This window comes from Streptomyces sp. NBC_01261 (assembly GCF_036226385.1).
Classification (GTDB): Bacteria; Actinomycetota; Actinomycetes; order Streptomycetales; family Streptomycetaceae; genus Streptomyces.
The window spans coordinates 9,568,088-9,588,991 of the sequence record NZ_CP108463.1 but is presented as its reverse complement, the minus strand read 5'-3'; the positions used below and the strand labels follow the sequence as shown (position 1 = coordinate 9,588,991).

At 70.2% G+C, this 20,904-nt stretch carries 17 protein-coding genes; 9 read left to right on the top strand and 8 right to left on the bottom strand.

The genetic code is table 11. The features are described 5' to 3' along the window. Window positions 1-27 precede the first annotated feature (27 nt). Window positions 28-1,104 (top strand): NAD(P)-binding domain-containing protein, encoded by a 1,077-nt coding sequence (locus OG226_RS42610; RefSeq protein WP_329352077.1) that lies wholly within the window; start codon window positions 28-30, stop codon window positions 1,102-1,104. Window positions 1,105-1,434: 330 nt separating this feature from the next. Here the strand turns inward: OG226_RS42610 and mltG are convergent, their stop codons facing one another. Next, entirely contained in the window at window positions 1,435-2,277 is an 843-nt protein-coding gene (gene mltG / locus OG226_RS42605) for an endolytic transglycosylase MltG (RefSeq protein WP_328684912.1), read from the bottom strand. Window positions 2,278-2,320: 43 nt separating this feature from the next. Next, the gene (locus OG226_RS42600; protein WP_329352076.1) at window positions 2,321-4,123 is read right to left on the bottom strand and encodes an ABC transporter ATP-binding protein; all 1,803 of its coding nucleotides are present in this window, start codon (window positions 4,121-4,123) and stop codon (window positions 2,321-2,323) included. A gap of 130 nt (window positions 4,124-4,253) precedes the next feature. Here OG226_RS42600 and OG226_RS42595 point away from each other — a divergent pair, with 130 nt between their 5' ends. Beyond that, window positions 4,254-4,754, top strand: coding sequence for a MarR family winged helix-turn-helix transcriptional regulator (locus OG226_RS42595; protein WP_329352075.1), 501 nt, complete (start codon window positions 4,254-4,256; stop codon window positions 4,752-4,754). Window positions 4,755-4,840: 86 nt separating this feature from the next. On the opposite strand, the gene OG226_RS42590 is transcribed toward OG226_RS42595, so the two are convergent. Further along, window positions 4,841-5,479: an HD domain-containing protein gene (locus tag OG226_RS42590; RefSeq protein WP_328684909.1), complete on the bottom strand. Its 639-nt coding sequence runs from the start codon at window positions 5,477-5,479 to the stop codon at window positions 4,841-4,843. 119 nt (window positions 5,480-5,598) lie between these two features. Between OG226_RS42590 and OG226_RS42585 the strand changes: the two genes are divergently transcribed. Continuing rightward, window positions 5,599-6,603, top strand: coding sequence for a GlxA family transcriptional regulator (locus OG226_RS42585; protein ID WP_329352074.1), 1,005 nt, complete (start codon window positions 5,599-5,601; stop codon window positions 6,601-6,603). 22 nt (window positions 6,604-6,625) lie between these two features. On the opposite strand, the gene OG226_RS42580 is transcribed toward OG226_RS42585, so the two are convergent. Continuing rightward, on the bottom strand, window positions 6,626-7,330 hold the full coding sequence (locus OG226_RS42580; protein WP_329352073.1) for a TetR family transcriptional regulator: 705 nt from the start codon (window positions 7,328-7,330) through the stop codon (window positions 6,626-6,628). Between the two features lie 83 nt (window positions 7,331-7,413). Here OG226_RS42580 and OG226_RS42575 point away from each other — a divergent pair, with 83 nt between their 5' ends. Next, a complete protein-coding gene (locus OG226_RS42575; protein ID WP_329352072.1) occupies window positions 7,414-8,277 on the top strand; it encodes an SDR family NAD(P)-dependent oxidoreductase in 864 nt (287 codons plus the stop codon). 98 nt (window positions 8,278-8,375) lie between these two features. On the opposite strand, the gene OG226_RS42570 is transcribed toward OG226_RS42575, so the two are convergent. From OG226_RS42570 to OG226_RS42560, 3 genes are all read right to left on the bottom strand, one after another. Further along, window positions 8,376-9,788, bottom strand: a complete 1,413-nt coding sequence (locus OG226_RS42570) for a cation:dicarboxylate symporter family transporter (protein ID WP_329352071.1) — start codon at window positions 9,786-9,788, stop codon at window positions 8,376-8,378. A 174-nt stretch (window positions 9,789-9,962) separates the two neighbouring features. Further along, window positions 9,963-11,603 (bottom strand): peptide-N4-asparagine amidase, encoded by a 1,641-nt coding sequence (locus tag OG226_RS42565; RefSeq protein WP_329352070.1) that lies wholly within the window; start codon window positions 11,601-11,603, stop codon window positions 9,963-9,965. Between the two features lie 10 nt (window positions 11,604-11,613). Next, complete coding sequence (locus OG226_RS42560) at window positions 11,614-12,375, bottom strand: L,D-transpeptidase family protein (RefSeq protein WP_328684903.1); 762 nt, start codon at window positions 12,373-12,375, stop codon at window positions 11,614-11,616. 227 nt (window positions 12,376-12,602) lie between these two features. On the opposite strand from OG226_RS42560, the gene OG226_RS42555 reads away from it, so the two are divergent. The 4 genes from OG226_RS42555 (at window position 12,603) to OG226_RS42540 (ending at window position 17,398) form a co-directional block, all read left to right on the top strand. Continuing rightward, on the top strand, window positions 12,603-14,465 hold the full coding sequence (locus OG226_RS42555; protein WP_328684902.1) for an ABC transporter ATP-binding protein: 1,863 nt from the start codon (window positions 12,603-12,605) through the stop codon (window positions 14,463-14,465). After that, the gene (locus OG226_RS42550) at window positions 14,462-16,243 is read left to right on the top strand and encodes an ABC transporter ATP-binding protein (protein WP_328684901.1); all 1,782 of its coding nucleotides are present in this window, start codon (window positions 14,462-14,464) and stop codon (window positions 16,241-16,243) included. The genes OG226_RS42555 and OG226_RS42550 overlap by 4 nt, the downstream gene beginning before the upstream one ends. A 354-nt stretch (window positions 16,244-16,597) precedes the next feature. After that, complete coding sequence (locus tag OG226_RS42545) at window positions 16,598-17,074, top strand: DUF5709 domain-containing protein (protein ID WP_328684900.1); 477 nt, start codon at window positions 16,598-16,600, stop codon at window positions 17,072-17,074. A 51-nt stretch (window positions 17,075-17,125) separates the two neighbouring features. Then, entirely contained in the window at window positions 17,126-17,398 is a 273-nt protein-coding gene (locus OG226_RS42540) for a type B 50S ribosomal protein L31 (RefSeq protein ID WP_328684899.1), read from the top strand. A gap of 50 nt (window positions 17,399-17,448) precedes the next feature. On the opposite strand, the gene OG226_RS42535 is transcribed toward OG226_RS42540, so the two are convergent. Next, window positions 17,449-18,240 (bottom strand): metal-dependent hydrolase, encoded by a 792-nt coding sequence (locus OG226_RS42535; protein WP_328684898.1) that lies wholly within the window; start codon window positions 18,238-18,240, stop codon window positions 17,449-17,451. A 145-nt stretch (window positions 18,241-18,385) separates the two neighbouring features. Here OG226_RS42535 and OG226_RS42530 point away from each other — a divergent pair, with 145 nt between their 5' ends. Next, entirely contained in the window at window positions 18,386-20,899 is a 2,514-nt protein-coding gene (locus OG226_RS42530) for a DEAD/DEAH box helicase (RefSeq protein WP_329352069.1), read from the top strand. Window positions 20,900-20,904 lie beyond the last annotated feature (5 nt).

The window sequence follows — 20,904 nt, the reverse complement described above, 5'->3', positions numbered from 1 at the left end:
CACGGCCCCGGCACTGTTCGTACAAACGTGAACAACACGCGTGAGGTCGACGTGGTCGTCGTAGGCGCCGGGCAGGCAGGCTTGGCCGGCGCCTATCACCTGCGGCGCACCGGTTTCGAGCCGGAGCACGACTTCGTGGTGCTGGACCACGCGCCCGCGCCGGGCGGGGCCTGGCAGTTCCGGTGGCCGTCGTTGACGTACGGCAAGGTGCACGGGATGCACGCGCTGCCGGGCATGGAACTCACGGACGCCGATCCGGCCCGCCCGTCCGCCGAGGTGATCGCCGAGTACTTCGCCGCCTACGAGCGCGCCTTCGACCTGCGGGTGCGGCGGCCGGTGGACGTGAAGGCCGTGCGGGAGGGCGTGGACGGGCGGCTGCTCGTCGAGACGTCGGACGGTACGTGGTCGACGCGGGCGCTGATCAACGCGACCGGGACGTGGGACCGGCCGTTCTGGCCGCGCTATCCGGGTCAAGAGACCTTCCGGGGGCGGCAGTTGCACACCGCGCAGTATCCGGGGCCCGAGGAGTTCGCCGGGCTGCGGGTGGTCGTGGTGGGCGGGGGCGCGTCCGGTACACAGCATCTGATGGAGCTCGCCCCGTACGCGGCCAGGACAACGTGGGTGACCCGGCGTCCACCGGTCTTCCGCGAGGGTCCGTTCACCGAGGACGTGGGCCGGGCGGCCGTCGCGCTGGTCGAGGAACGGGTGCGGCAGGGGCTGCCGCCGAAGAGCGTCGTCTCCGTGACCGGGCTGCCGCTGAACGACGCGATCCGGCAGGCGATCGCGGAGGGGGTCCTGGACCGGCAGCCGATGTTCGACCGGATCACACCGGACGGGGTCGACTGGAACGACGGCCGCCATGTGGACGCCGATGTCATCCTCTGGGCAACCGGCTTCCGGGCAGCGATCGACCACCTGTCACCACTGAAGCTGCGCGAGCCGGGTGGGGGTATCCGCGTCGAGGGGACACGGGCGGTCGCCGATCCACGTGTCCATCTCGTCGGCTACGGACCGTCCGCGAGCACCATCGGAGCGAACCGGGCGGGGCGGGCGGCTGTACGGGACATCCGGCGACTGCTGGCCGGGGAGCCGGTGGGGGTCTGAGGTTGTTCGGGCGGGGCCGCAGGGAGGGCGCGCTTGCCGGCGTCGACGCGCGAACGGTGAGATTCACGGTCCCGTTCGAGGTTGTTTCGAGCATGGCAGAACCGAAAAGTACCGGCTGGCCGAGGGCCTTCAAGGGGCGCGGGGAACTGCGCGACCAGCCACAGCGCACCCGCACCCGCACCCGCACCCGCACCCGCACCCGCACCCGCCAACGAAACACAAGTCACCCACCCCGAGACGCGCACATGAGTCTGACGCCGAGCCCTCCCCCGACACATCAGGCGGCGCCGGCCGGAATGCCGAGCGCCGCCCGACCTCGTCCCGCCCGGTTCACTTCGTGGGCGACGCGGTGTTCTTCTGGGCCGCGTTGAACTCGGCCACGTTGCGCTGGTGTTCCTCGTACGTGGCCGCGAAGCGGGTGTCGCCGGGCTTGACCGTGACGAAGTACAGCCAGTCGCCCGGGGGCGGGCTGATCGCGGCACGCATCGCGTCCTCGCCCGGGTTGTCGATCGGGGTGGGCGGCAGACCCATGCGCTGGTACGAGTTGTAGGGGCTGTCGAGCCGGGTGTCGCTGCCGGTGGTCTTCAACGTGGCGCGGTTGAGCGCGTAGTTGATGGTGGAGTCCATCTGCAGCGGCATGCCGCGTTCGAGGCGGTTGAAGATGACCCGGGCCACCTTCCCCATGTCGGCCGTGGACGCCGCCTCGGCCTGCACGATGCTCGCGATGGTGACCGCCTGATAGACGTTCATCGCGTTGCGCTGGGCGCCTGCGGCGACCGGGGCGCCGTTGAACTTCTTGTTCGCGGTGTTGACCATGAACGACAGGAGCGACGCGGGCGTCGACTTCTTCTCCAGCGGATACGTCGCCGGGAAGAGATAGCCCTCGGGGTTGCCCTCCGCGTCGTTCGGCAGTTTGAGGCCGGCCTTCGCGATCGACTTCTTGGTGGTCCCGACCGGCAGCGTGAGGACCTTGTCCACGGCTTCGTAGATCTGGCCCGAGCGCCAACCCTCCGGGATCACCAGTGAGGTGGGGCGCGTGTCCCCCTCACTCTCCAGGCTCAGCAGCGGCACCGCCACGGCGGTGCCGGCGACGACGGCCCCCGTCGCGATGAGGGCGACCCGGCCCCTGCGGGTCAGTCGAATCGTGCTCCGTGGCGGAGTGTTCATCTGCATGCGGGCACGGTAACCCGCATATCGTCACAAACCCGGCATATCTTCAGCTTGTCGGTTCCAGTTGGGCGTCCCGGCGTACGAGAGCCGCGTACCGCCCGTCCCGATCGAGCAGTTCCTCGTGCGTGCCCCGCTCCGCGATCTGCCCGGAGTCGAGGACCACTATCTGGTCGGCGCTCCGGATGGTGGACAGCCGGTGCGCGATGGTGAGCGTGGTGCGGTTGGCCGACAGGGCGTCGATGGCGTCCTGGACGGCGGCCTCGGTGCGGTTGTCCAGCGCGCTGGTCGCCTCGTCCAGGATGAGGACCGGCGGGTCGCGCAGGATCGTGCGGGCGATGGCCAGTCGCTGCTTCTCGCCGCCGGAGAACCGGTGGCCGCGCTCGCCGACGACCGTGTCGTACCCGTCGGGCAGGCCCGCGATGTGCTCGTGGATCTGCGCCGCGCGTGCTGCCGTGTGCAGCTCCTCGTCGGTGGCGTCGGGTTTGGCGAAGCGGAGGTTGTCGGCGACCGAGGCGTGGAAGAGGTACGTCTCCTGGGAGACGACGCCGACGGCACGCGCGAGCGTGTCGAAGTCCAGGTCGCGGACGTCGACCCCGTCGAGGGTGACCCGGCCGCCCGTCACGTCGTAGAGCCGGGGCACGAGATAGCCGAGGGTCGACTTTCCGGCGCCGGTCGGGCCGACGATCGCGAGGCTGTTGCCCGCGGGGACGGTGATGTCGAGGCCGTCGAGGATCGCACCGCTCTTGTCGTCGTAGTGGAACTCGACGTCCTCGAAACGGACTTCGCCCTTGATGGTGTCGAGGTGGACCGGGTGGTCGCGCTCGGTGATGTCGATCGGCAGGTCGAGGTACTCGAAGATGCGGGCGAAGAGCGCCAGCGAGGTCTGGATCTGGACGCCGGTCGACAGCAGGCTGACGGCCGGGCGGAACAGGCCCTGCTGGAGCGAGACGAAGGCGACGATGGTGCCGATCGAGGCGTCCGGGCCACCCAGGTGCAGGGTCATGCCGGCCGTCCAGTAGATGACGGCGGGCATCGCGGCCATGACGATCGAGATGACGGACATGCGCCAGCGTCCGGCCATGTTCGACCGGACTTCGAGGTCGACCAGACCCTCGGACTCCTCGGAGAAGGAGCGGGTGAGCGAGTCGGAGCGGCCCATCGTGCGGCCGAGCAGGATGCCGCTGACGGACAGCGACTCGGTGACCGTGGCGGCCATCTCGGCCATCTGCCGCTGGCGCTGGGTCGCGATCTTCTTGCGTTCGTTGCCGACGCGGCGGCTGATCCACACGAAGACCGGGAGCAGCAGCAGCGAGACGACGGTCAGCCGCCAGTCCAGGGCGATCATCGCGATGATCGTGGCGACGACACTGGTGAGGTTCGAGACCAGGGAGGTGGCCGTGGAGGTGACGGTGGCCTGCATGCCGCCGATGTCGTTGGCTATGCGGGACTGGACCTCGCCGGTGCGGGTCCGGGTGAAGAAGGCGAGCGACATGCGCTGCAGGCGGCCGTAGACCGCTGTGCGCAGGTCGTGCATGACGCGCTGGCCGACCGTGGTGGAGATCAGGGTCTGGAGCACGCCGAAGATGCTGGTCAGGACGGCGCTCAGGATCATGCCGAGCGCGAGCAGGCTCAGCAGCCCGGTGCGGTTCTGCGGAATGGCGACGTCCAGCGTCTCCTTCAGCAGGAACGGGGTCGCCACGGTGACCAGGGACGCGGCGCCAACCAGGAGGCCGACGACCGCGAGCCGGGCGCGGTAGGGCTTGAAGAGCTTGAGGATGCGGCGCACCTGCCGAGGCTGGTCGGTCGAGGTGCCGGGGGACGGTGTCCAGTTGATGTCGTCGCGGGGCATGGTCTCCTACGGATGGTGAGGCGATCAGGACTGGTCAAGCACTCAGAACTCGTGGAGCGATGAGGCTTGGTGGAGCATAGCTCATTGTTACCTATACTCACAATGAACCAGGTCCTGATATTGTTCCCGTATGACCACCCCCGATTCCGACGGCCTGCTCGCGGAGCAGCTGCTGCGGCTCACCCGCCGGGTGCACCGCATCCAGAAGCGCCATCTGGAGCAGCGCGACCTCGGCATCACCCCCGCCCAGTCGCGGCTGCTGCGCACCGTCGCACACTTCGACGCCCCGCCGCGCATGGCCGACCTCGCCGAGCGGCTTGAGGTGGTGCCGCGTGCCGTGACGACGCTGGTCGACGGGCTGGAGGCGAGCGGCAAGGTGCGGCGGGTGCCCGATCCGTCCAACCGTCGGGTGATCCGGATCGAGATCACGGACGACGGCCGCAAGGCGCTGCAGGAGCTGCGGGGTGCGCGGCGGGGGGCGGCCGATGAAATTCTGGCGCCGCTCACGGATGTGGAGCGGGAGGTGTTGCGGGCGTTGCTGGACACGTTGGTGGATGGGGCGCCTGGCGCGCATGAGGGGCATGACGCCCATGGGGTGCACGAGGGGCATGGGCACGGGCGGTCCTGCTGACCCGCTGCCCCCTCGACACCCGCTGACCCACTGACCCGCCGACCCGCCGACCCGCTTCAAGGGCGCGGCCGGAGACCGGGTTCGCGTCACTCCGGCCAGTTCGACGCCTTGATGCGTTCCACGAAGTCGCCGCGCACGAAGCCCGGTACGAAGTGGGCCAGTACGTCCGCCTTGATGTTGCCGAACGTGGTCTCCGGGCGGTCCTTGATGCCCTCGGTGAAGGCGGCGAGGATGCCGTTCTTGAAGTCCGGGCGGGGGTGTGCCGCCACGACGGCCGCGCGCTGCTCGTCGGTGACGGCGTCGTAGCCGATCCCCACGACGTCCAGCCCCACACCCCGGTTGACCAGGGCGATCTCGGCCGCCATGTGGAGCGGGATCTCCTGCGTGGTGTGCAGGGCGATGCTCGCCCAGACCCGGTCGGCCGGCTCGCCGGTGATGCCGTGCGCGTGCAGGAACCGGCGGGCCTCGTCGGCACCGTCGATCTCGAAGCGCTGGTCGGTGCGGCGGAACTTCTCGGTGAGCCCGAGGTCGTGGAACATCGCGGCCACGTAGAGCAGTTCGGGGTCGTAGTCGAGCCCCTGCTTCCGGCCGCGCAGGGCGCCCCACAGGAACACCCGCCGGGAGTGGTCGAACAGCAGTGGCGTCGCCGCCTCACGCACCAGCTCGGTCGCCTCCCGCACCAGGGCGGTGTCCGGGATCTCCACGCCTGCGATCACTTCACTCATCGTTCTCGCCTCTCCTCGATGCCGTGTGACTCGGTCTCTCGATCACCTGTGACTCCAGGATCGTCAGCGGCGTACGCTGGGGCCATGTCCTCACAGCCAGGAAAACCACAGATTCGGACATGGCTCCAGACGCGACTTCAGCCGTGGCTTCCGGCATGACACACCGGGTCGGATTCCTCGTCTTCGACGGCGTGACCATGCTCGACGTCAGCGGCCCCGCCGAAGTGCTGCACCAGTCCGGCAAGCTGGGACACCCGTACGAGCTGGTCCTGGTCTCGCCTCGCGGCGGCACGGTGACCGCCTCGAACGGGCTGACGCTGACCGGTACGGTGACGGCGGCCGACGCCGGGCCGGTCGACACGGTCGTGGTCACCGGAGGCGACCGACTGGCCCAACAGCCGGCCGAGGAAGGGCTGTTGACCGCGACCCGTACCCTCACCGAGCACGCCGCCCGGGTCACGTCCGTCTGCACGGGCGCCTTCCTCCTCGCCCAACTCGGCCTGCTGGACGGCCGATCGGCCACGACCCACTGGCGGCACGCCGAGACATTGGCCCGCCGCCACCCCCTCGTGCGCGTCGAGCCGGACGCCATCCACATCCGCGACGGGCACTTCGTCACCTCGGCGGGCATCAGCGCCGGGATCGACCTGGCGCTCGCCCTCGTAGAGGACGACCACGGCGCGGACGTGGCCAGGGACATCGCCCGCGAACTGGTCGTCTTCATGCAACGCCCGGGCGGGCAGTCGCAGTTCTCCGCCGCGACCGCCACCCCACCACCGCGCACCGATCCGCTACGGTCGCTGATCGCCTCGGTGTTGGCGGACCCGGCCGCCGACCACAGCCTCCCCATGATGGCGGCGACCGTGGCAGTCAGCCCTCGCCACCTGACACGCCTCTTCCGCACCGAACTCGGTACCACGCCCGCCCGTTGGGTCGAACGGGTCCGTCTCGACCGCGCCCGGCATCTCCTCCTCGAAGGCCACAGCGTCACCTCGGCCGCGCACCACAGCGGGCTCGGCACGGATGAGACCCTGCGCCGCGCCTTCGCCCGCCACTTGGACACGACGCCGACGCACTATCGCAGCCGGTTCGCCACTACACGCGGCCAGACACCGATGCCATGAGCCGCGACCAACCGGCTTCGGTTCACGCCTGCCCGGTTTCAACTCCCGTCGGCGCGGAAGGCCGTGTTGGCGCCGCTGGAGCACGCAGGCCTGTCAGCAACGCGGCGAGGATGCGCGTCAGTTGGGGTTCGACATCGACCAGCGCATGCGCCAACTCGGGGCGGGATTCGTAGAGCGTTCGGAGGCGGGTGCCGGGCGCGGCCATCTGCAACAGCGCCCCGGCCATGCTGGTCGCCGTGGCGATCACATCGATGGCCGAACGCTCGTTGATCGCGAGCATCCGGCACAACTCGGTTGCCAGCGAGGTCACTTCGCTCAGGACGACCGTCTTGAACTCGTACACCGAGTCCAGTGAGACGTTGCGCTCCAGGTTCAACGGCGCCTGAGCCAGCAGGTCGCAGAAGAACGGCCGCGCGACGAGCGTCTGCGCGACAACGGCGGCGACCGCTTCGGAATCGCCGTCGGCGGCCTCGCTCAGCCGCTCGCGGAGCTCCGCCGACCAGTCCTCCCACCCTTCGGCGGTCAGCGCCAGGAAGATCTGTTCGCGGGTCTCGAAGTACCGCAGCATCGCGGACTTGTGCATGCCCACGGCGGCGGCGATGTCTGTGAGGGTGACCTCGCGCACGCTGCGTTCGGCACCGAGGGACCGGGCGGCGTCGAGGATCGCCCGCTCGCGCTGCTGCTTGGCCGCCGCGCTCCGGGCGCGCTGGGGACTGGGCGTGCTCATGACCCAGAGCGTAGCGCAACTTGGTTGCATTAATTTAGCGCAACCGGGTTGCACTAATAACGAAACAGTGTTTCGCTAGAGGTATGACTCAGACATGGTTCATCACCGGTTCGTCCCGCGGCTTCGGCCGCAACCTCACCGTCGCGGCCCTGGAGGCCGGCGACCAGGTCGTCGCCACGGCACGCAAGCCGGAGCAGCTGGACGACCTCGTGGAGAAGTACGGCGACCGCGTCCTCCCCGTCGCCCTCGACGTCACCGACCGGGCGGCCGCAACGGCGGCCCTACAGGCGGGCACTGACCGCTTCGGCGGGATCGACGTGGTCGTCAACAACGCCGGGTACGCCAATCTCTCCCCGGTCGAGACGACACCCGAGGACGACTTCCGCCGACAGTTCGACACCAACTTCTGGGGCGTCTACAACGTCTCGACGGCGGCGCTCCCGTTCCTGAAGGCGCGGGGCGCGGGCACGGTCGTCCAGTGCTCGTCCATCGGCGGCCGGGTCGGCGGGAATCCCGGACTCGGGTCGTACCAGGCGGCCAAGTTCGCGGTCGACGGCTTCACGCGCGTGCTCGCGGCCGAGACCGCGCCGTTCGGCATCAGGTACCTCGTCGTGGAACCGGGCGGCTTCGCGACAGACTGGGCCGGTTCGTCGATGCAGATCCCGGAGGTGGCACCGGAGTACGACGAGACCGTCGGCGCGATGATCCGCCTCTTCGACGGTCCGGTGGTCGCCGCGGGCGACCCGAAGCGCGCCGGGGAGATCCTGGTCCGCGTCGTCAAGCAGCCGGACCTCCCCTCCCACCTCCTCCTGGGCGCCGTTGCCGTAGAGATGGCGCAGAACTACTCACGCGACCAGATCGCGCAGGCGGCCGCGTGGGAGCCGGTGAGCCGCTCGGCCGACTTCGACCAGGACTACCCGGTCGACCTCATAGACACCAAGGCATAGGAAACCGCCCCACCCGGGCCACCGAAAAACGGGCCGCGACTCCCCCACCGTAGAAACGGAGCAGAGGCCGCAGCCCGCCACGACGAACCGACTCACCCTCAACCGGCCTCGGGGGCAGTCTCCTTGACGCGCTGCGCGGGAATCTCAGCGTCTTCCCGAACGGCTTCTTCCGGCACGGTTTCTTCCTCCATGGCCGTGGTCTCGCCTTCTTCTACGTCCGTGATCTCGCCGTCGAGGACCTTCTTCGCCCGTTCGATGTCGAGGGCTCCCTCCCAGCGGGAGACCGCGAAGACGGCGACGCAGTTGCCGAGGAGGTTGGTGACGACGCGCATCGAGTCCATGATGCGGTCCACGCCGAGGAGCAGGGCGACCGCGCCGGCCGGGATCGCGCCCAGGGAGGAGGCGGTCGCGGACAGGGCGAGGAAGGCGGAACCGGGGATGCCGGCCATGCCCTTGCTGGTGAGCATGAGCACCAGGACGACGGTGATCTGCTGGCCGAGGCTGAGGTCGACGCCGACGGCCTGCGCGATGAACAGGGTGCCGATGGAGAGGTAGAGGGAGGCGCCGTCGAGGTTGAAGGAGTAGCCGGTGGGCAGCACCAGGCCGACCGCGTCGTCCCGGGCGCCGGCCTTGCGCAGCTTCTGCATCACGCGCGGCATGACGGACTCGGTGGAGGCGGTGCCGAGCGCGAGGAGCATCTCCTCGCGGATGTAGCGGAGGAACTTCCAGAGGCTGAGCCCGGTGACCAGCCGCAGGGCGACGGCGAGCAGCGCGACGAAGAGCGCGGCGGCGACGTAGCAGAGGATGATCAGCTTGGCGTAGGTCTTGATCACGCCGAGCCCGTACTGGCCGACCAGGACGGCCATCGCGCCGAAGACGGCGAGCGGGGCGAGCCGCATGACGAAGCCGACGATCGCGAAGATGATCTCCTGGGCCTGCTCGATGGCGGGCAGTATCTGCGGCACCTTGGTGTGGCCGAGGTGGAGCAGCGCGGCGCCCACCAGGCAGGCCAGGATGAGGACTTGGAGCAGGGAGTTCTCGGCGAAGGCGCCGATGAAACTGGTGGGGAGCGCGTTGACGATGAACTCGGTCGTCGAGGGCAGCGCGGCGCCGCCCGTCTTCGCGTCCACCGCCGAGGTGTTGAGCGTCGACGGGTCGACGTGCATCCCGGAACCGGGCTGGACGACGTTGGCGAGGACCAGCCCGATGATCAGCGCCGCGGTGCTCGCGACCTCGAACCAGATCAGCGCCTTGAGACCGATCCGGCCGAAGGCCTTGAGGTCACCGGCCTTGGCGATGCCGACGACTACCACGCAGAACACGAGCGGCGAGATGATCGTCTTGATGAGCCGGGTGAATCCGTCGCCGAGCGGCTGAAGGTCCGTTGCCACGTCGGGCCACAGCTTCCCGACGAGGATGCCGAGGGCGAGCGCGCAGGCGACCTGCGCGAAGAGTGAGGTACGCAGTATGCGTGCGACGCGTCGCGGCAGGGGCGGGACGGACGGCGGCACGGGCACTCCTTGAGGGGGGACGGTCGTTCGCGGAAGTCGAATGGGGGCGACTTCTGCGATACGGAAAGCGGCTTCCGACTGGACACTTTGAAGCCGTTGTTGATCGTCCGGAAAACCTCCGTGTGACGGCCGTGTAAATCACCCACCTGAGTGACGCATCGCACGCACGACGCCTCAGCAGCCGCTGCGGTCCTCGGTGAGCACCCCCTGCGCGGTCGCCAGCGAACGGTCGTAGCAGCCGCCCGAGCCGTGCAGCCGGTAGCGCTCACTCGACGTCCCGACCGCGTGCCGCTGGTCGCGGGGCACGTTCAGCGTGTAGGTCGCGTCCCCGGTGTAGGTGTCGTCGAGCCGCGACAACCCGGTCCGCCGCCCGTCCCGCGTGTCGACGACCGCCGCCCGGTCGCCCAGCGTGAGTACGGTCCGTAGCCGGTCGTCCGTCCCGATCGTCGTCGCACCGTTCATCGTGTACGTCCGGTGCGTGGCCGTCGTCCGGGCCGGTCCACGCCCGTCCACGGTCACCGACTCGTCGTCCGTCCAGGTCGCGTCGAGCCCGTCCATGTTCTCGCCGTCGGTCCAGCGATGGACGGAGGTGTTCGCGAGCGTCCGGTCGACGGTGGTCCGCACCCGGCCGTGCGAGGTGTCGACGTACCCGGCCGTGGTCAGCCGATGGCCCGCGTCGGTGTCCACGCGCTCCTCCGAACCGGGCGTGTACGTCGAGGAGTTGGCGAGCGTGCCCGCCCGGTCGAGCGTGAGTTTTCCGGTGACGTGGGCGCGCTGCGCGTCCTGCCAGACGAGTACGTTCACAGGCGCGCTCCACCCGCTCTGCCCCTCGGGCACGCCCACGACGGAGACGTCGATGTGGTGCGGGCGGCCGTCGTTGAGCAGCCCGGCGAAGGGGGTGAGGTCGTATTCGATCGGCTTGACGTCGAAGGCGCGCGGGCCGGGAATGACGTACCAGAGGAAGGGGTCGGACCAGCCCCCGGTCCACACGTTCGGGAACGGGGCGGCGATTCCGGCGAGTTGACCGTCGACCTTGATCTGCACCTCGCGGTAGGGACCCTTGTCGGCCTGGCAGGAGTACGGCGCCGAGTCGGGCACCGCGAGATACCAGAACTCCTCGCAGCCGCCGCCGGATCCGGTGGCGTAGACCTCGGCGACGACGCGCTCGGTGTTGCGCGGGGTGGTGAGGGTCGAGTCGGCGGCGAGGGTGAGGACGCGGCCGGGGGTCTGCGCCGCCGCGGGTCTGCCCTCGTAGAACGTCAGTGTGGCCTTGACGCCGATGACTCCGGTGTAGGTGTCGTCGACGACGTTGCCGATGAGCATCTCGACGTCCTGTGCGCTGCGGAAGGTGGCGCTGTAGCGGGTGACGTCCGTCTCGACCGACCACGCGATGCCGTCGGGGGACGGCTCCGGCGTCGAGGTACGGAGGATCTCGACGCCGCCCACGTGCAGATAGCCGAGTCGGTCGTACTGCCGGCCCTTGACCGTGCCGTCGAGGCGGAGGACGACCTTGCTCCAGCGGTCGCCGCAGGCCTTGGGCGGGGTGTAAGTGCCCTTGTACGGGGTGAAGTCGCGGAACTCGGTGTCGGCGAGGGTGACTTGGCAGGACTTGGTCGCGGGCTTGGAGAGGGGCGGGGCGGCGGTGATGGGGTCGTGCCAGTCGGTGCCGAACTCGGCGGGGACGTCCGCGCCTTGGGCCTTCGTCTCGACCGACCGGGTCTTCGTGTCGGCGGCTTGGGCGGGGCTCGCGCCAACGAGGGTGCTCGCCAGGAGGGTCGCTCCGACGAGCATGGACATGACTATCCGGCTTCTCATGAGCGGTGTTCTACCCCTTGAGGTCCGCCCTGTCCCCCATCAGCACCACGGGATGCCGGGCCGGGTCGAGTGTGCGCAGCAGGTACTCCATCGCCTCCTTGGAGAGGCTGACGCAGGCCGACGTACCGCTGCCGTGGTCCAGGTGCAGCCAGATCCCGCCACCCTTGTCCTCGCCCTCGGGCTGCTCCGCGTCGTCGGGCGGGGTGCCGGGGACGCGGTTGTAGTCGATGGCGATGACGTAGTCGAAGTCGTGCCAGTGCGACTCGTCCCAGTCGCGCGGCGCCTCGTACGACTCGTCCTGGGAGTACGGAAGCGCGGTGCCGGGGTCGTCGAGCACACCGCCCGCGGCGGTCAGCGTGAACACGCCGACGGGGCTGCGCTTGTCGCCGAGGTGATGGTCGGTGGTCCAGCCCAGTTTGCCGTTGTGCGCGGGCCAACTGGCGGCCCGGGACCAGGTGTTGCCGCTCTTGGCGAACAGGACGGCGGTGGAGTCCGGGGAGTCCTTGCCGTTGCCGTAGACCGTGAGGACCTGGCTCGTGTCGGTGGGGATGGTGCGCTGGAGCCGGTCGCCGACGCCCGGGATGCGGGTGGGGTCGGGGGCGGAGGTGGTGACGGCCGGTCTCGGGTGGGTCGCCTGGGCGCCGGGTCTCCCTTCCGTGCCGCCGGGGCGTCCGGAGTGCGCGCTTCCGCACGCGGACAGGGTCGTCATCGTCAGGAGGGAACCGAGAGCCGCCATCGCGACCGTCGCACGTCGTGTGCCGCCACTCTGCATCGGGCCATGGTCACATCGCATACGGTGCCATTGCGTGAGGTCACGGACATCTCACCCCTGATGGGTGAACGCCGGTTCTGACCCCCAGCGGGGAAAACCGCTTGCTTCCGACCACGCTGCGACGCGAACCTGTCACGGTTTGTTGCCGCGTTCCGCTCGCGGTCCGTCGCCGCGCTCCGCGGCTCCCTCCTCCCCCTTCCCGCCTGAACAAGAGCCACTGGGACGTCATGCAGATTCAAGACCTTCCGTATCCCGACCCGGGTGTGCCGGACGCGCGCTCGGGGCCCCGATTCCTGTGGTGGCTCGGCCGGAATCAGCTCGGTGGCCAGTTCAAGGCCCTGGCCTGGGGGCTGCTGCACTTCGTGTCCGTCTCCGCGCTGCCGTTCTGTGTGGGGTTCGCCGTGCAGGCCGTGGTCGACCGCTCCGGGAGCCGGCTGGCCCAGACCGGCGGGCTGATGGTGTTGTGCGGGGCGGGCATCGCCGTGGGCGACACCTTCCTGCACCGGGCCGCCGTCACCAACTGGATCACGGCCGCCGCCCGCGTCCAGCAACTGCTGGCCCGCCAGGCGGCCCACCTCGGCTCGGCACTGACCCGGCGGGTCGCCGCCGGTGAGGTGGTGGCCGTGTCGACGGGTGACGTCGAGAAGATCGGCTGGTTCGTGGAGGCGCTGTCCCGCTTCCTGGCCGCCGCGCTGACGCTCGTCATCGTGTGCGTCGGCCTGTTCGTCTACCAGCCCGAGCTCGGTGTCGTCGTCGCCGTGGGCGTGCCCGTGCTGGCGGTCTCCGTGCTGCCGCTGCTGCCCCGGGCCACCCGGCGCGCCGACGTGCAGCGTGAGAAGGCGGGCCGCGCCACCGAACTCGCCTCCGACACCGTCGCCGGACTGCGGGTGCTGCGGGGCATCGGCGGCGAGGAGCTGTTCCTCGACCGCTACCGCCGTGCCTCCCAGGAGGTGCGCCACGCGGCCGTGCGCAGTGCCCGGATGTGGGCGGTCATCTCCGCGATCCAGGTGCTGATGCCGGGTCTGCTGTTGATCGCCATCGTCTGGCACGGCGTGCAGCTTGCCCGCCAAGGCCGGATCACCGTCGGCGAACTGGTCACCGTCTACAGCGCGGTGATGATCATGACCTATCCGCTGCGGCACTTCGAGGAGATCGCCATGGCGTACTCCTTCTCCCGGCCCTCGGCCAAACGCGCCGCGCGTGTGCTGTCCCTGGAGCGGGTCACCGACATCGGGGGGACGCGCGCGGCCGAGGTGCCCGCCGGGGATCTGTACGACCCGGACACCGGTCTGCTCGCGCCCTCCGGCCGGCTCACCGCTGTGGTGTGCGGCGACCCGGACGCGGCCGGACGGCTGGCGGAACGCCTCGGCGGACACCCCGCCGAGGCGGGCGTCTCCGTGCTCCTGGACGGCGTACCGCTCGACGAGCTCCCCCTCGGCTCGGCGCGCACCGCCGTCCTCGTCCAGGACAAGGACCCGGTGCTGCTGTCCGGTTCGCTGCGCGAGCTGCTCGACGTGCCCGCCTCGGGTGCGGTCGGCGCGGCGGAGGCCCTGGCCGCCGCGCAGTGCGGGGACGTGCTGGTGGCGCTCGCGCAGGGCTCGCTCGACACCGAGGACCCGATGGACGCCCGCATCACCGAACGCGGACGCTCCCTCTCGGGCGGCCAGCGCCAACGGCTCGCCCTGGCACGGTCGTTGATCACGGACCCGGAGGTCCTCGTCCTGGACGAGCCGACCTCCGCCGTCGACTCGCACACCGAGGCCCGGATCGCCGACGGCGTACGGGAGTTGAGGACCGGCCGGACCACGGTGGTGTTCACCTCCTCGCCCCTGCTCCTGGACCACGCGGACCGGGTCGTGCTGGTGCACGAGGGTGCGGTCGTGGCGGTCGGCACCCACCGCGACCTGCTCCGGAGCGAGGCCCGGTACCGGGCGGTGGTGACGCGCGAGACCGAGGAGGAATCCGCGTCGCTGAATGAACAGGCCTTCCTGGGGGGCGAGTTGAAGCAGGACGAGGCTCCTCTCCGAGGCGCCTTGGACGACGAAGCCGCTCTGCGGAGCGCGCTGGAAGAAATCGAGGAGAGCGCATGATCGGCGTGGCGCCCCCGGCCTACGACCCGGCGGCCCCGACCACGGCCAACACCCTGCCGGTCGGCGCCCCCGCGACCGTACGCGCGTACGTGTCCGAACTGTTCCACCGGCACCGCCGTGCCTTCCTCCTTCTCGTCACCGTGAACACGGTCGCCGTGATCGCCTCGATGGTGGGTCCCTATCTGCTCGGCGATCTCGTCGAGCGGGTGTCGGACGGAGCGCGGGAACTCCATCTCGGCCTGACCATCGGGGTGTTCGTGGTCGCGCTCGTCGTGCAGGCCCTGTTCACCCGGCAGGTGCGGTTGCGGGGCGCGATGCTCGGTGAGCGGATGCTGGCCGACCTGCGCGAGGACTTCCTCGTCCGGTCGGTCGGGCTGCCGCCGAGTGTCCTGGAACGGGCGGGCACCGGCGACCTCCTGTCCCGCATCACCACCGACATCGACCGGCTCGCCAACGCGATGCGGGAAGCCGTGCCGCAGCTCGCGATCGGTGTGGTGTGGGCGGTGCTGCTGATCGGCGGTCTCGTCGTCACCGTGCCGCCGCTCGCGCCCGCCGTGCTGATCGCGGTGCCGGTGCTGGTGATCGGCTGCCGCTGGTACTTCAAGCGCGCACCGGCCGGCTACCGCTCCGAGGCCGCCGGGTACGCCGCCGTGGCCGCGGCCCTCGCCGAGACCGTGGACGCCGGTCACACCGTCGAGGCGCACCGCCTCGGCGACCGGCGCATCGCCCTCTCCGAGCGCCGCGTCAAGGAGTGGACCGCCTGGGAGAACTACACGCTCTGGTTGCGGTCGGTGCTCTTCCCGGTGATCAACGTCACCCATGTCACGGTGCTCTGCTCGGTCCTGATGCTCGGCGGGATGTTCGTCCTGCGGGGCTGGATCGAGGTGGGCGAACTGACGACGGGCGCCCTCATCGCGCAGATGCTCGTCGACCCGGTGAACCTGATCCTGCGCTGGTACGACGAGCTCCAGATCGCCCAGGTCTCGCTGGCCCGGCTGGTCGGTGTCCGCGACATCGAGCCCGACGCCGGGGACGCCGGGCTGTCCCCCGAGGGCCGGGACGTGCACGCGGACCGGGTGCACTTCGGCTACCGCGAGGGCGTCGACGTGCTGCGCAAGGTGTCGCTGGAGGTCGCGCCCGGCACCCGGCTGGCCCTGGTCGGCCCCTCGGGCGCGGGCAAGTCCACCCTGGGCAGGCTGCTCGCCGGCATCTACGCCCCCCGGGAGGGCCGGATCACCCTCGGCGACGCCGAACTCTCCCGGATGACCGCCGAGCACGTCCGCTCCCATGTGGCCCTCGTCAACCAGGAGCACCACGTCTTCGTGGGTTCCCTGCGCGACAACCTCCTGCTCGCCAGGACCGACGCGGGGGACGCCGAGCTGTGGGCGGCGCTGGGCGCGGTCGACGCGGACGGGTGGGCGCGGGCTCTGGACGACGGCCTGGACACCGAGGTCGGCTCGGGCGGGCTCGCGCTCACCCCGGCCCAGGCTCAGCAGATCGCGCTGGCCCGGCTGGTGCTGGCCGATCCGCACACGCTGGTCCTGGACGAGGCGACCTCGCTCCTCGACCCGCGTGCGGCCCGGCACCTCGAACGGTCGCTGGCCCGCGTCCTCGACGGCCGTACGGTCGTCGCGATCGCGCACCGTCTGCACACCGCCCATGACGCGGATGTCATCGCCGTCGTCGAGAACGGGCGGATCAGCGAGCTGGGCAGCCATGACGAGTTGGTGGCGGCGGACGGGGCGTACGCGGCGTTGTGGCGGTCGTGGCACGGGTAGCTCCGCTGGTGGAGCGGGGACTGGGGTGCGGGTCGGTGAGGGGCTGGTCGGTGAGGGTGTGACCGACCGGCCTGCCGGCGAGTGCCTGCGGGCCGGTGGGGGCTGGTCGAGCCCACGCGGTTGAGCCGCATGTATCACAGCCCCGCGCCCCTTTCGGGGCGCTGTGTCGCGCCGGAACCGGACGCCTGCCGTTGCGCCCGGGGGAAAAGGGGTGGAAGGCTGGGGAGTGGCACCGGTTCGGGGAGTGCCCGGGGACCATGTGGTTCGTGCCGGGCGCCGGCTGGGCCCCGCACAGCGGCGACCCGCCGCCGACCGCGGTGAGAACGGGCCGGTCCCCACCACCTGGAGGTACCCGTGAACAGCGCCGACGGATGGGGAGACGACGTCTACCAGCCCGACGGATCCGAGGTGCAGGACGACGCGGGTCTGCTCGACGCGGAGGACACCCTGATGGCCGACGGCGTCGAGGACCCCCTCGACCGCGGCTGGTCCCCGCCGGACCGCCCCTGGGCGGTGGAACGCGACGACGTGACGGCCGCCGAGCGCGAGCACGGCGAGACGCTCGACCAGCGCCTCGCCGAGGAGGTCCCGGATCTCGCCGTGTCCGACGGCGACGGCATCGGCGACTCCGAGGACACCGACGGCGAACTCCTGGACACCGAGGTCGGAGACGCCCGCTCGGGCCGGCTCGTGGCACCCGACGAAGGAGCACACGAGGACGAGGAGAGCGGCCTGATCGCCACGGACGTGGGCATCGACGGTGCCGCCGCCTCCGCCGAGGAGGCCGCGATGCACATCGTCGACGAGGACGAGGACTCCCTCTACGGCTGACCTCGCCGCCCCTTCGCCGTCCACCGCACCACCGTCGCAGGAGGAGCAGCCATGCAGCAGGACAAGCAGCCCGACTACCACCCCGTGGTCTTCCGGGACCGCGCCGCCGGATACGCGTTCCTGACCCGGTCCACCGCGACCAGCGACCGCACCATCGAGTGGGACGACGGCGAGACCTACCCGGTCGTGGACGTGGAGATCTCCTCGGAGAGCCACCCCTTCTACACCGGCAAGGCACGGACGGTGGACACGGAGGGCCGCATCGCCCAGTTCGAGCGGCGCTACGGCAGCGGCGAGGCGGGCCAGGGTTCGGACGGGGCGTGAGCCGGCGCGGGGACGGGCACGAGCACCCGCGCCGGAACCGAGGCCGGGCCTCAGATCACGTTGAGCGCCGCCGCGCAGCCCACTCCCCCGAGGAGTATGAACACCGGCATCAGCACCTTGAGCTCGACCCAGCTGCCCGCGCGGAACCGCATCACCTTCGGCGGCCCGATCGGGTACCAGCGCTTGCGGCCCAACGGGATCGGCCACAGGATCGGGCAGCCGGAGACGGTCAGCGCGTCCCCGATGTCGTGCACCAGCGCGCCCAGCACGACCGGCAGTCCCAGCCACAAGTACTGGTGCTGCTCCGTGAACAGCCAGTTCGAGCCGTTGCCCGGCTTGTCCAGCACGCCGGCGAGGATCCACGCGCTGGTCGCCGCCAGCAGCCACACCAGGATGTCGCTGCTGGAGCCGCGGGCCGCCCGCCACAGCAGGCCCTCGATGGCCAGCACCATGTTCACGAAGAGGATCGCCAGTACTCCCCAGCGGCCGCCCATGATCGCCACGGCCGAGCTTCCCGCCCCGATCAGGACCGCCCACAGCCAGGTGTGCGTGAGGGTGCGGTGCCCGCCGGAGCGGCGCGGGTCGCCCTGCTTCCTGGTGCCCTTGTACGCGGCGTAGGAGAGCTTGTCGACGATCTCGCACAGGCCCCGGGAGACGGGTCCGAAGGCCCGGGAGATGGTCGCCGCCTTGTGGTCGAGGTCCGGGGCGAGCGCGGCGCCGGCACAGATCAGGGCGCCCACGAGGATCACCGGCCAGGGCATCGGGTGTCCGGCCGCTGCGGCCGCGGCTCCGACGCCGAGCCAGGCCGCCGCTCCCGACAGTGAGTGTGCTGGTCCCATCATGGCCGTTCCCCGCCCCATTCCTCTTACGCCGCCGGTCAGTTGCTCGGGCGCCCTGACACTCTGTCGGCGACACAGCGTAGCGGTAGCGATCTTCGTCCCCGCAGCCGATTCCCCCATCGGCCACGGCGCCAGGCAAGATGGGGTCGTGACCCTCATCGACCAGTTGCCGCCGACCGCAGATCCCGACGCCCTCTACGAAGCCTTCGAGTCGTGGGCAAAGGAACGCGGTCTCACGCTCTACCCCCATCAGGAGGAGGCGCTGATCGAGGTGGTCTCCGGTGCGAACGTGATCGTGTCGACGCCCACCGGCTCCGGCAAGAGCATGATCGCCGCCGGTGCGCACTTCGCCGCGCTGGCCCGGGACGAGGTCACCTTCTACACCGCCCCGATCAAGGCCCTGGTCTCGGAGAAGTTCTTCGAACTGTGCAAGATGTTCGGCACCGAGAACGTCGGCATGCTGACCGGAGACGCGTCCGTCAACTCCGACGCCCCGATCATCTGCTGCACCGCGGAGGTCCTCGCGTCGATCGCGCTGCGGGACGGCAAGCACGCGGACGTCGGCCAGGTCGTCATGGACGAGTTCCACTTCTACGCGGAGGCGGACCGCGGCTGGGCCTGGCAGATCCCGATCCTGGAACTGCCGCAGGCGCAGTTCATCCTGATGTCGGCCACGCTCGGCGACGTCGCGATGTTCGAGAAGGACCTCACCCGCCGCACCGGGCGCCCCACTTCGGTGGTCCGCTCCGCGATCCGACCGGTGCCGCTGTCCTACGAGTACAGGCTGACCCCGCTCACCGAGACCCTGACCGAGCTGCTGGAGACCAGGCAGGCGCCGGTCTACATCGTGCACTTCACCCAGGCGCAGGCCGTGGAGCGGGCGCAGGCGCTGATGAGCATCAACATGAGCTCGCGCGAGGAGAAGGACCAGATCGCCGAGCTGATCGGCAACTTCCGCTTCACCACAAAGTTCGGCCGCAATCTCTCCCGTTACGTACGGCACGGCATCGGTGTGCACCACGCCGGCATGCTGCCCAAGTACCGGCGCCTGGTGGAGAAGCTCGCGCAGGCCGGTCTCCTGAAGGTCATCTGCGGCACGGACACCCTCGGGGTTGGCGTCAACGTACCCATCCGCACAGTGCTGTTCACGGCGCTGGCCAAGTACGACGGCATCCGGGTGCGCACGCTGCGCGCCCGTGAGTTCCACCAGATCGCCGGACGCGCCGGACGCGCCGGCTTCGACACGGCGGGGCTCGTGGTCGCGCAGGCCCCCGAGCACGTGGTCGAGAACGAGAAGGCGCTCGCCAAGGCGGGCGACGACCCGAAGAAGCGCCGGAAGGTCGTCCGCAAGAAGGCGCCCGAGGGCTTCGTCGGATGGTCGGACACCACCTTCGAGAAGCTCATCACCTCCGAGCCGGAGCCGTTGACGTCCCGCTTCCGGGTCACGCACACGATGCTGCTGTCGGTGATCGCCCGCCCCGGCAACGCCTTCGACGCGATGCGGCACCTCCTGGAGGACAACCACGAGCCGCGCAAGGCGCAGTTGCGGCACATCCGGCGCGCGATCGCCATCTACCGCTCGCTCCTGGACGGCGGCATCGTCGAGAAACTCGACACCCCGGACGCCGAGGGCCGCATCGTGCGCCTCACCGTCGACCTGCAGCAGGACTTCGCCCTCAACCAGCCGCTGTCGACCTTCGCGCTCGCCGCGTTCGAGCTGCTGGACCCCGAATCGCCCTCGTACGCGCTGGACATGGTGTCCGTGGTCGAGTCCACCCTGGACGACCCGCGGCAGATCCTGGCCGCCCAGCAGAACAAGGCGCGTGGCGAGGCCGTGGCGGCGATGAAGGCGGACGGCGTCGAGTACGAGGACCGCATGGAGCGCCTCCAGGACGTCAGCTACCCCAAGCCGCTGGAGGAGTTGCTCTTCCACGCGTACAACACGTACCGCACGAGCCACCCGTGGGTCGGCGACCACCCGCTGTCCCCGAAGTCCGTGATCCGTGACATGTACGAACGGGCCATGTCCTTCACGGAGTTGACCTCGCACTACGAGCTGGCCCGCACCGAGGGCATCGTGCTGCGCTACCTCGCCGGCGCCTTCAAGGCCCTCGACCACACGGTCCCGGACGACCTCAAGTCCGAGGACCTGCAGGATCTGATCGCCTGGCTCGGCGAGATGGTGCGCCAGGTCGACTCCAGCCTGCTGGACGAGTGGGAGCAGCTCGCCAACCCGGCGGAGATGACCGCCGAGGAGGCCCAGGAGAAGGCCGACCAGGTCAAGCCGGTCACCGCGAACGCGCGCGCTTTCCGCGTCCTCGTCCGCAACGCGATGTTCCGCCGCGTCGAACTCGCCGCCCTCGACCACGTCGACGAGCTGGGCGAGTTGGACGCCGAGTCGGGCTGGGACGCGGACACCTGGGGCGAGGCGATGGACAAGTACTGGGACGAGTACGAGGACCTCGGCACCGGCCCCGACGCCCGCGGGCCCAAGCTCTTGCTCATCGAGGAGGAGCCCCAGCACAACCTGTGGCGCGTTCGGCAGATTTTCGCCGACCCGAACGGCGATCATGACTGGGGCATCAGCGCGGAGATCGATCTCGCGGCCTCCGACACGGAGGGCCGTGCGGTCGTCCGTGTCACCGACGTCGGCCAGCTGTGAGCACA

Excerpts from the sequence above, each read along its gene's own strand:
- mltG (WP_328684912.1), bottom strand. The coding sequence starts at position 2,277 with ATGCAGATGAACACTCCGCCACGGAGCACGATTCGACTGACCCGCAGG.
- OG226_RS42600 (WP_329352076.1), bottom strand. The coding sequence starts at position 4,123 with ATGCCCCGCGACGACATCAACTGGACACCGTCCCCCGGCACCTCGACC.
- OG226_RS42595 (WP_329352075.1), top strand. The coding sequence starts at position 4,254 with ATGACCACCCCCGATTCCGACGGCCTGCTCGCGGAGCAGCTGCTGCGG.
- OG226_RS42590 (WP_328684909.1), bottom strand. The coding sequence starts at position 5,479 with ATGAGTGAAGTGATCGCAGGCGTGGAGATCCCGGACACCGCCCTGGTG.
- OG226_RS42585 (WP_329352074.1), top strand. The coding sequence starts at position 5,599 with ATGGCTCCAGACGCGACTTCAGCCGTGGCTTCCGGCATGACACACCGG.
- OG226_RS42580 (WP_329352073.1), bottom strand. The coding sequence starts at position 7,330 with ATGAGCACGCCCAGTCCCCAGCGCGCCCGGAGCGCGGCGGCCAAGCAG.
- OG226_RS42575 (WP_329352072.1), top strand. The coding sequence starts at position 7,414 with ATGACTCAGACATGGTTCATCACCGGTTCGTCCCGCGGCTTCGGCCGC.
- OG226_RS42565 (WP_329352070.1), bottom strand. The coding sequence starts at position 11,603 with ATGAGAAGCCGGATAGTCATGTCCATGCTCGTCGGAGCGACCCTCCTG.
- OG226_RS42560 (WP_328684903.1), bottom strand. The coding sequence starts at position 12,375 with ATGCAGAGTGGCGGCACACGACGTGCGACGGTCGCGATGGCGGCTCTC.
- OG226_RS42555 (WP_328684902.1), top strand. The coding sequence starts at position 12,603 with ATGCAGATTCAAGACCTTCCGTATCCCGACCCGGGTGTGCCGGACGCG.
- OG226_RS42550 (WP_328684901.1), top strand. The coding sequence starts at position 14,462 with ATGATCGGCGTGGCGCCCCCGGCCTACGACCCGGCGGCCCCGACCACG.
- OG226_RS42540 (WP_328684899.1), top strand. The coding sequence starts at position 17,126 with ATGCAGCAGGACAAGCAGCCCGACTACCACCCCGTGGTCTTCCGGGAC.
- OG226_RS42535 (WP_328684898.1), bottom strand. The coding sequence starts at position 18,240 with ATGATGGGACCAGCACACTCACTGTCGGGAGCGGCGGCCTGGCTCGGC.